The sequence below is a fragment of the Pseudomonas sp. HMSC066A08 genome, assembly GCF_001813025.1.
Lineage (GTDB): Bacteria > Pseudomonadota > Gammaproteobacteria > Pseudomonadales > Pseudomonadaceae > Pseudomonas > Pseudomonas aeruginosa.
The window spans coordinates 1-282 of record NZ_KV811189.1 but is presented as its reverse complement, the minus strand read 5'-3'; the positions used below and the strand labels follow the sequence as shown (position 1 = coordinate 282).

The following is a 282-nucleotide window of genomic DNA, read 5'->3' as shown; positions in this document are numbered from 1 at the left end:
ATGTCAGCATTCGCACTTCTGATACCTCCAGCAAGCTTCTCAACTCACCTTCACAGGCTTACAGAACGCTCCTCTACCGCGTCACTTGCGTGACACCCGCAGCTTCGGTGTGTGGTTTGAGCCCCGTTACATCTTCCGCGCAGGCCGACTCGACTAGTGAGCTATTACGCTTTCTTTAAAGGATGGCTGCTTCTAAGCCAACCTCCTAGCTGTCTAAGCCTTCCCACATCGTTTACCACTTAACCACAACTTTGGGACCTTAGCTGGCGGTCTGGGTTGTTT

The 282-nt window shown here is 52.1% G+C and carries 1 rRNA gene; it reads right to left on the bottom strand.

The features are described from left to right. Positions 1 to 282, bottom strand: a 23S ribosomal RNA gene (locus tag HMPREF2886_RS01435); the annotation flags it as partial.